12 protein-coding genes are annotated in these 9,633 nt (G+C 32.6%); 11 read left to right on the forward strand and 1 reads right to left on the reverse strand.

Translation table 11 applies throughout. The features are described from left to right. The first annotated feature begins 58 nt into the window (after positions 1–58). The 11 genes from hemA to CVD18_RS02460 all read left to right on the forward strand — a co-directional run bounded on the left by hemA (position 59) and on the right by CVD18_RS02460 (position 8,815). A complete protein-coding gene (hemA, locus tag CVD18_RS02410) occupies positions 59–1,318 on the forward strand; it encodes a glutamyl-tRNA reductase (RefSeq protein ID WP_103863848.1) in 1,260 nt (419 codons plus the stop codon). After that, positions 1,311–2,222: a hydroxymethylbilane synthase gene (gene hemC / locus CVD18_RS02415; protein WP_103863849.1), complete on the forward strand. Its 912-nt coding sequence runs from the start codon at positions 1,311–1,313 to the stop codon at positions 2,220–2,222. Before hemA ends, hemC begins: the two co-directional genes overlap by 8 nt. Positions 2,223–2,224: 2 nt before the next feature. Further along, positions 2,225–2,911 (forward strand): uroporphyrinogen-III synthase, encoded by a 687-nt coding sequence (locus CVD18_RS02420; protein WP_103863850.1) that lies wholly within the window; start codon positions 2,225–2,227, stop codon positions 2,909–2,911. Positions 2,912–2,958: 47 nt separating this feature from the next. Then, positions 2,959–3,990: a uroporphyrinogen decarboxylase gene (gene hemE / locus CVD18_RS02425; protein WP_103863851.1), complete on the forward strand. Its 1,032-nt coding sequence runs from the start codon at positions 2,959–2,961 to the stop codon at positions 3,988–3,990. Between the two features lie 2 nt (positions 3,991–3,992). Next, on the forward strand, positions 3,993–4,484 hold the full coding sequence (locus tag CVD18_RS02430) for a hypothetical protein (protein ID WP_103863852.1): 492 nt from the start codon (positions 3,993–3,995) through the stop codon (positions 4,482–4,484). A 69-nt stretch (positions 4,485–4,553) separates the two neighbouring features. Then, the gene (locus CVD18_RS02435; protein WP_146052685.1) at positions 4,554–4,943 is read left to right on the forward strand and encodes a hypothetical protein; all 390 of its coding nucleotides are present in this window, start codon (positions 4,554–4,556) and stop codon (positions 4,941–4,943) included. 1 nt (position 4,944) lies between these two features. Then, positions 4,945–5,733, forward strand: coding sequence for an EI24 domain-containing protein (locus CVD18_RS02440; protein WP_103863854.1), 789 nt, complete (start codon positions 4,945–4,947; stop codon positions 5,731–5,733). Positions 5,734–5,854: 121 nt separating this feature from the next. After that, positions 5,855–6,763, forward strand: a complete 909-nt coding sequence (gene hemF, locus CVD18_RS02445; RefSeq protein WP_103863863.1) for an oxygen-dependent coproporphyrinogen oxidase — start codon at positions 5,855–5,857, stop codon at positions 6,761–6,763. Between the two features lie 15 nt (positions 6,764–6,778). Next, positions 6,779–7,552, forward strand: coding sequence for a hypothetical protein (locus CVD18_RS02450; RefSeq protein ID WP_103863855.1), 774 nt, complete (start codon positions 6,779–6,781; stop codon positions 7,550–7,552). A 204-nt stretch (positions 7,553–7,756) separates the two neighbouring features. Continuing rightward, on the forward strand, positions 7,757–8,359 hold the full coding sequence (locus CVD18_RS02455) for a hypothetical protein (protein WP_103863856.1): 603 nt from the start codon (positions 7,757–7,759) through the stop codon (positions 8,357–8,359). Positions 8,360–8,407: 48 nt separating this feature from the next. Next, a complete protein-coding gene (locus CVD18_RS02460; RefSeq protein ID WP_103863857.1) occupies positions 8,408–8,815 on the forward strand; it encodes a hypothetical protein in 408 nt (135 codons plus the stop codon). Between the two features lie 29 nt (positions 8,816–8,844). On the opposite strand, the gene CVD18_RS02465 is transcribed toward CVD18_RS02460, so the two are convergent. Beyond that, the gene (locus CVD18_RS02465) at positions 8,845–9,495 is read right to left on the reverse strand and encodes a PAS domain-containing sensor histidine kinase (protein ID WP_103863858.1); all 651 of its coding nucleotides are present in this window, start codon (positions 9,493–9,495) and stop codon (positions 8,845–8,847) included. Between the last annotated feature and the right edge of the window lie 138 nt (positions 9,496–9,633).

Here is a 9,633-nt window from a genome sequence, read left to right on the forward strand (position 1 = left end):
TTATTTTTTCTGATCTATCTAAAATACTTTTGTTACGGAATATAATAGAATTGATTACATGGAGCCTCACTTAAGAGCTAAAGGAACGAACTTTTACACAATTGGACTTAGTTATAAAAAAGCTGATGCAGAGATCAGAGGTCATTTTAGTGTAAATGATGAGGTCAAGGCAAGAATACTACAACGAGCCCAAGAAGATGGTATAGAAGCATTACTTGTTACTTCTACCTGTAATCGAACAGAACTACATGGTTTTGCACAGCACCCATTTCAATTAATTAAATTACTATGTGAGCATACTCATGGTACTGTAGAGGAGTTTGAGAAGGTGGCGTATGTGCATAAAAACAGGAAAGCAGTAGCGCATTTATTTAAAGTGGGTACTGGTTTGGATAGTCAAATATTAGGGGATTTTGAAATTATAAGCCAACTAAAAATAAGTTTTAAAGCTTCTAAAAAAGCTGAGATGACAAACCCTTTTTTAGAAAGGCTTATCAATGCGGTAATTCAGGCAAGCAAACGAATCAAAAATGAAACAGAAATTTCTTCTGGAGCAACTTCAGTTTCTTTTGCGTCAGTACAATACATTTTAAAAAATGTAGAAGATATTTCTAATAAGAATATTTTACTTTTTGGTACAGGAAAAATAGGAAGAAATACCTGTGAGAATTTAATTAAGCATACCAAAAATGATCATATTACGCTTATTAACCGTACCAAAGATAAAGCAGAAAAAATAGCAGGAAAATTTAATCTTGTTGTAAAAGATTATGCTAATATCCAATCTGAAATAAAAAACACAGATATCCTGATTGTCGCAACAGGAGCACAGAATCCAACAATTTCTAAGCAATTAATACACTCGCAAAAACCATTGTTGATTTTGGATCTTTCTATTCCTAAGAATGTTGCAGATGATGTCACAGAATTACCTAATGTAACTTTGGTGCATTTGGATCATTTATCAAAAATGACAGATGATACATTACAAAGAAGAAAACAATACATTCCGCAGGCAGAAGAAATTATAGAAGAAGTAAAGTTAGAGTTTGATAATTGGTTAGAGACTAGAAAATTTGCTCCTACCATTAGAGCTCTCAAAAATAAATTGTTTACATTAAAAGATGCAGAAATTAATTTACAAAGAAAAAAGTATGCAGATTTTGATGAAGAGCAAGCAGATATTATAAGTAGTAGGATCATTCAGAAAATAACAAATCATTTTGCCAATCATCTCAAAGATGATAACACTTCGGCAGATGAGAGTATAGAGTTGATTCAAAAAGTTTTTCAATTACAAAAAAACAGCCTTGATTAGAACAATTCGCATAGGAACCAGAGATAGTGAGTTAGCACTTTGGCAGGCCAAAACGGTACAAAAGAGCTTAGAAGATTTAGGATGCAAAACTCAGTTAGTTCCTGTAAAATCAACAGGTGATATTGTGTTAGACAAACCATTATATGAGTTAGGTATTACAGGTATATTTACCAAAACCTTGGATATTGCCATGTTACAGAATGATATTGATATAGCTGTACATTCTATGAAAGATGTTCCTACCGCTTTGCCCAAAGGTATTGTTGAGGCTGCTATCTTGAAACGCGCTAATGTAAAAGACATCTTAGTGCATAAAGGATTAGAATTTTTAGAAAGTGATGGGATAATTGCTACAGGAAGTCTGCGTAGAAAAGCACAGTGGTTACATAAATATCCTAAGCATACAGTAACTGACCTGAGGGGGAATGTAAATACACGTCTTCAAAAACTCACTGATAATAAGTGGAATGGAGCAATCTTTGCTGCTGCTGGATTGGAGCGTATAAATTTGAAACCAGATAATTATAAAGATCTAGACTGGATGATTCCTGCTCCAGCACAAGGAGCAATGTTGGTAGTTGCCAAAGAGGAAGATACATATTGCCGAGACGTATTGTCAAACTTGAATGATAGAACTTCTGAAACATGTGTACATATAGAACGTGAATTTCTAAGAGAGTTAGAAGGAGGGTGTACAGCACCTATAGGAGCACTAGCAACCATTAAAGAGGATCTTATTTCTTTTACGGGAGTTTTGTTTAGTCTTGACGGAAAAGATAAAATAGAAGTAAGTAAAGAAATAAAGATAGATCAAAGCAAAGACTTTGGTGTACGATGTGCACAGGAGATATTGCAGAATGGTGGTAAGGAGTTAATGAAAAGAATTAAAGAAGAAATAGGGTAAAATTGAATACTTCACCAACATTACTTTCTACCAAGAAACTCTCTGTTGCTCAAAAAGAGTTAGTATTAAATACAGGATTAAGATTGGTTGAGTATAATGCTGTGACAATTGATTTTTTAGAAGTCAAAGGCCCAGAGAATACTATCTCGAATATAATTTTTACAAGCAAGAATGCAGTACATGCTGTTTTTAATCAAAAATCACTTCCTTTTTACAAAATAGAAAATTCTGAAATAAGAGTTTTTTGTGTGGGAGAAAACACAAAAAAACTATTGGAAGATAATGGATGTAATGTGGTAGAGGTTGCTTACAATGCATCAGATTTAGCTAAAATTATCATAAAAAGATATAAAAGCGACTCTTTTTTGTTTTTTTGCGGAAATATGAGAAGAGATGAATTACCAGATCTTTTAAAACAAAATAATATATCGATAGAAGAACAAATTGTATATAATACATATTTGACATCAAATATATTTAATCGTTTATTTGATGGGATATTGTTTTTTAGTCCATCGGCAATTAGAAGTTATGTGTCTACAAACAATATTGGAGAAAGTATTTTGTTTTGTATAGGAAATACAACTGCCTCTGAAGCTAGAAAATATACTGATAATGTAGTTGTTGCAAATCGTCCGACTATAGAAAATGTAATTGTTCAGGCAGCTACGTATTATAGAGATAAATAGAAAAAATATAACTCAGAAATACATATTTGAGCTAATAGAAAAATAAAATGACAGAATTAAAAAACGACCTATTTCTTAAAGCCCTACGAGGAGAAACAGTAGAACGCCCACCAGTATGGATGATGCGTCAGGCAGGACGATATTTGCCAGAGTTTCGCGCATTAAAAGCAAAGTATGATTTTTTTACACGTTGTAGAACACCAGAATTAGCAGCAGAGATAACGGTACAGCCTATTGATATCATAGGACCGGATGCCGCTATTTTATTTAGTGATATTTTGGTAATACCCCAAGCTATGAATATTGAGGTAGAGATGAAAGATGGAATCGGACCTTGGTTACCAAACCCTATTAGATCTCTAAAAGATGTAAAGCAAGTTGTTGTTCCTGATGTGCATGAAGAGTTAGGGTATGTAATGGAAGCTATTAAACTAACCAAAGAACAATTAGATAACCGTGTTCCTTTAATTGGTTTTGCAGGTTCTCCTTGGACCATTTTGTGTTATGCCGTACAAGGGCAAGGGTCTAAGAATTTTGATAAAGCCAAGGAGTTGTGTTTTGCGCAGCCAGAAGCAGCACACCAATTATTACAGAAGATTACTGATACTACAATTGCTTACCTCAAAGCAAAGGTAGCTGCGGGAGTTAATGCTGTTCAGGTGTTTGATAGTTGGGGAGGAATGTTATCACCTGTAGATTATCAGGAATTCTCATGGAAATACATTCAACAGATTATAGACGCGCTAAAAGACGAAACAGAAGTTATTGTTTTTGGAAAAGGGTGTTGGTTTGCATTACAGGAAATGGCAAAATCAGGAGCATCTGCACTTGGTGTAGATTGGACTTGTTCTGCACGTAATGCACGATATCTTACAGGAGGAAATATTACACTTCAAGGTAATTTTGACCCATCAAGACTATTATCTCCACCAGCAGATATTAAAAAGATGGTAAAAGAGATGATAGATGGCTTTGGTAAGGATAGTTATATTGCTAATTTAGGACATGGAATATTGCCTAATATTCCAGTAGAAAATGCACAAGCTTTTGTTGACGCTGTAAAAGAGTATAAAGTATAAGGATGAATGTCTGGGGTTTGGTAAAACAATTAAGTTTTAGGCAGTTTTATAGACTGGCCAAGACAATGCTTCAGAACCCATTATTTATATATCCAACTTTGATCGCAACACGAAGAACCATGATTATTTGTGATCAGTTGTTTGGAAAGGAACATCACGGCAATGGAAAAGCAAATGCTTTTAGACATGCGTTATGGAATGTGTTGATTTGTAAAAGTGTATTGTATAAAACAAAAAGCAAAGAAAAATCCGTTGATTGGGCACAGAAAATAACTGATATGCACGAGGAGCTAGCACCCAATGAACCAATAGCTACTGCTATGGATTTACATAATAATAAAATAGGACGTGATGTTTTTTTAAAACAAGATGTATGTTTTGAGGAAGAAAAAGTGATTACTCTTCTACAAGAACAATTGCAGAATGCCAAAGTAATAAAAGAGATTAATGAGGTATCAGTATATACAAATGATTTGGTGTATCTTATGTTTTGAAAGCATAAAAATTAATTAATAATGAAACAAAATCATAATGAAGACTACTAATAGGAAAATAGAATTAGTTTGTCTGTAGAGGATTGGTTATCAAGAGAGGTCAGGAAAATTACTCAATTCCTAATGAATCTATTATCCAAAGCTACTGAGATTACTACAAGTAATAAGGAAGAAAGCGTAACGATAATTACAAATAAATTAGAAGAAGAATTGGGGATATCTTTAGAGGAGGTGTGTAATATGGATAAAATGTTACTGATTACAACTCTAAAAAGACGAAACTTTGGTTTACAACATATAGAGTTGTTAGGGGATGTATTGGCAGAATTATATTTTAAAAATGCTACCCTGCAAAATATCTATCAAAAAGCAAATGAGCTTTATGCATATGTACAATCAAATGCGACAACGTATTCTATTGAGTTAAATCAAAAAATAGAAAGACTAAATAATAAATAGTATGTTCAAAAATATTATAAGTGGGATTAAAGCCTATTTTGGTACATTTAAACTGATCTCAAAACTTGGATTGTGGAGGTATTTTGCGATACCAATTTTAATTAGTGTAGTTACTGGAGTATCTTTTGTAGCATTAACTTATTTTTTTGCAAATAGCTTGGGAGCATTGATTGCCAAAGCTTGGGTTTGGGAGTGGGGATCAGAGACCTTTGCAACGATTAGTACATACATAGGAGGGTTAATGATTCTGGTTGTGGGGTTAATTTTGTATAAACATATTGTGATGGCACTGTCGGCTCCATTTATGAGTCCAGTTTCAGAAAAAGTAGAATCTCATTTGTTGGGAGAAACAAATCATACGCATCGTCAAACATCTTTTAGTCAACAATTATCTAGAGGGATACGAATTAACATACGTAATCTTATCAGAGAGTTATTGTTTATGATTCCGTTAGTGATTTTAAGTTTTATACCAATCGTTGGTATTATTGCTACCATATTGATCTTTTTGATACAAGCGTATTATATAGGTTTTGGTAATATGGATTATACTATGGAACGTCATTTTGGCTATAAAGAAAGCGTTCAGTTTGTTAAAAAGAACAGAGGTACCGCTATAGGTAACGGGATTGTATTTGTACTCATGCTCTTTATACCAATTTTAGGATTTATTATCACCTTACCAATATCTGTGGTGGCTGCCTCAACAGAGACTGTAAAGATTTTAAAAGAAAAAGGATTTATTAAATTAAACAGTGCATCAAAAGAAGTTCCTAAGATTGAAGCTTGATCAAGGATAAGCTTTTAAAAAATTATAGAAGAGGACTTTATTTTGTTTATTGTTATCAAATAAAACTTTGAATAGTAACAGAATGAATAAATTTCAGAAAGAAAATCATCAAAAGTTGAATATAAAAGACAGATTTTATCAATATATACAAGACCTTCAAGATACAATTACTTCTACTCTAGAAGAAATAGACGGTAAGGCCAAGTTTCAAGAAGATTTGTGGAAACGACCAGAAGGGGGTGGAGGTAGAACCCGAGTAATCGAAAATGGAGATGTTTTTGAGAAAGGAGGCGTAAATATATCAGGAGTTCATGGCGCATTGCCAAAAGCTATGCAGGGCTATTTTAATGTAGGTGATTTAGATTTCTTTGCATGTGGTCTATCATTGGTATTGCACCCTAAAAACCCTATGGTACCAACAGTACATGCCAACTGGCGCTATTTTGAAATGTATGATAAGACAGGAACCGTAGTAGATAGTTGGTTTGGAGGAGGGCAAGACTTAACACCTTATTATCTTTTTAATGAGGATGCAAAGCATTTTCATGAAGTGTGTAAAGCTTCTTGCGATATACATAACCCAGATTTTTATACCACTTATAAAAAGAAATGTGATGAATATTTTTATAATTCTCACCGAGAAGAAGGAAGAGGAATAGGGGGCTTGTTTTTTGATTATTGTAAAGCAACAGATATGATGTCTATGCAGGACTGGTATAATTTTGTAATAGAAATAGGAGATAGCTTTCTTGATGCCTATGTACCGATAGCAAAGAAGAGAAAGGAATTACCATATACCAAAGAGCAAAGAGATTGGCAAGAAATAAGAAGAGGACGATATGTAGAGTTTAATCTTGTACATGATAAAGGAACCCTATTTGGGTTAAAAACAAACGGAAGAATAGAAAGTATCTTAATGAGTTTACCTCCCCATGTGCAATGGCAATATGATCATCACCCAGAAAAAGGGAGTAAAGAAGAAGAATTACTAGAAGTATTAAAAAACCCAGTCAATTGGGTGCCAAATTAAACTCATATTATTTTTATGTTAAAATTTATTAGAAGAGTAGGTCTGATTATCAACTATAAGACCTTTGTAGTTATATTATTGTCTTTGATATCTAGTTATACATGCAGGTATTTTAATTTTATTGCTAATTTTCCTTTGAGTCTTATTGCTACCGCAATTGTTTTTCCTATTGTTTTTTCTATAGGAGGGGCATATAAACGTAGAGAGATTGCTTTAGATGAATACGGTGGGATAAAGGCACATGGTAGAGCTTTATATTTTGCAACCATTCATTGGTTAGAAAATCCTCCTGAAACTCTTAAAGAAGAGTTGAAAATTCATTTAGAAGGACTCATGAACGCATGTAGACATATGTTTACAAAACCAGTATCTGAACTTGAAAAATATGAAAAAGATGTGTATCAGAGTTTTACAGAAATATCTGCTTTTGTAAAAAAAATGAGAAGTCATGGGTTACCTTCAGGTGAGGCATCTCGTTCAAATCAATTTTTGAGCAAAATGATGATTTCTTTTGAGAGAACAAAACATATTTACCAATATCGTACACCAAGAACATTGAGAACGTACAGTAATATCTTTATCATTGTTTTGCCAATTCTATATGGTCCCTATTTTGCTTATAAAGCCAATGAGTATTCTGTAGGATTGGAATTTGCTATGCCTATTTTATACAGTGTTATTTTGGTGGCTTTAGATAATATTCAATCTCATTTAGAAAATCCTTTTGATCAGCAAGGAGAAGATGATGTTAATTTCAATGTAGAAAAATTTATTGCTAATCTAGAGTAGAGGTCACTGTAATAAAGGGGTAAGAGAGAATTAAAATAGTAATACTATTCCTACTATTTTGTGTGATTTTTATAAGCGAAATCGGTAGAAGTGCTTAGAAATCAAGTTGAAAGGGGGTTTAATTAGTTTTTTTTTAGTAACTTACAAGGCAAATCATTTTGGGCTGGTCTATTGTAATGTTGTATTAATTAACACAAACGCCCTATGAAAAAAATTCTACTAGCACTAGTAACAGTCCTAATTGTAGGATGTGAATTTTTACCCAAAGAATCCAAATTTTCTAAGTTTTCAAAAAACACAATTGAGTTCAGAAACAACACTGTAGTTCTTACAAGTAGTTATGCCAAATCCTCACCAGAAGAGTTTAGAGCAAGGTTAGATTCTTTGACAGATAAACCGAAATTTAAAAAAGTCGCTCTTGATGAATTAAAGAAAATAGAAGATAAAAAAGTTGATTTCGAACTATTTGTAGATGAGAATACTGTAGAGAATTACGTATTTGTATATGTTTGTGATTTTTATCAATTTGATGAGCATAGAGCAGCAAAAGTAGTAGAAGCTATGAATAACCAACTCAAAGATGAGTCGAATATTCAGAAAGTGAGATATAAGAGAATACATGGCCGTTTTTTCTTTACACCAACATCAAAAGTGGTAAAACTTAAGTATTTGAAAGCATTTGAGAAAGAGAAAAAATTTCAAACAGAATATATAGTAGCTTCCAAATCTGGAGGAATCGGATTATCCATCAGCAATCTTGAAGATATTGATTTTGAAAATTCTATAAAACAATTAGCCGTAAAATAGATTACGAATTATTCTTATCTTAGTTCTTTTCCTCATCTAGATATATGTATGATGCAAAGAGCTAAGATATTTTTAATTGTAGTTTTTGTTGTGAGTTGTGCTCGAGAGGTAGAACCAACAGCAAAAAATATTAATACCATATTTGCTTCCAAGGATTTTACTTTTGAATTTAATCGTTCTAATGGAGATAAAGAATCCCTTAGTTTCAGAAATGATTATCTAGTATATAAAAGTGATAAGCCTACCTATCGCAGAGAGATACATTATGATGAAGTACTACTAATTAATAATTTTATACAAAAAACAGTCAATCTTCATTCTGATACGTTAGATCCAGCCATTTCATCTCACTATATTATTAAAAACACAGCTTATAAGGTCATTATTGTTCCAGATCAGGAAGACTTTTATTTTGATGCTTTGATGAAAACATTAAAGCTCGATCAAGTAAAATAATAGGTGATAATAATTAATTGTCTTTGTATTTATTCAAAAAATAATGTAAACGACGTTTCTTGATCAGGGATAGAACGCACCGATAGATTACCACCATGTAGATGCATAATCTGTTTAGAGAGGCTGAGACCAATCCCAGTTCCATCTTTTTTGGTAGTATAAAAAGGTACAAATATTTGGGTTATAATATCAGGATGAATTCCTGAGCCATTATCTTGGATTGTTATATACTTTTTGTCATCGCTAGTAAGACCAGTAATAAATATAAGAGATGCGTTTTCAGTTTCTTTTAATGCCTGAACAGCATTCTTGCATAAGTTGACAAGTATTTGAGTAATCTGCTTTTCGTCTGCATAGATTTCAAGATTTTTATGGTGGCCATGAATATCAAAAGAAATGACATTAAAATCTATTTCTTGACTCATCAAAACTTTTACCTTTTCTAGTAATTCATCTACACTAATTATTTTTTTATCAGGAACAGGTACATTAAGGAAGCTACGGTATGATTGTACAAAAATCATCAAATCATTTCCTTGATTTTTGATAACCTCTAATCCTTTTGCGGTATTACGAATTTTATCTTCATCAATTTTGGTGGCAGATAATATCCCGTTTTTATCTTTGTAGTATCCTAATATAGATTCAGATATAGAGGTGATAGGGGTTACAGAATTCATGATTCAACACCCTAATGAGTTTTATCCACGAGTCTGTCTCTTTTTCGTCCAATTCATTATGTGGACTTGCAAGAGAAATTCGGACAATTTTTCTAAGACCTATGCTGTATTTTTAAGTTTATAAAATTCTAATTCAAC

Source organism: Aquimarina sp. I32.4, assembly GCF_002924285.1.
Classification (GTDB): Bacteria; Bacteroidota; Bacteroidia; order Flavobacteriales; family Flavobacteriaceae; genus Aquimarina.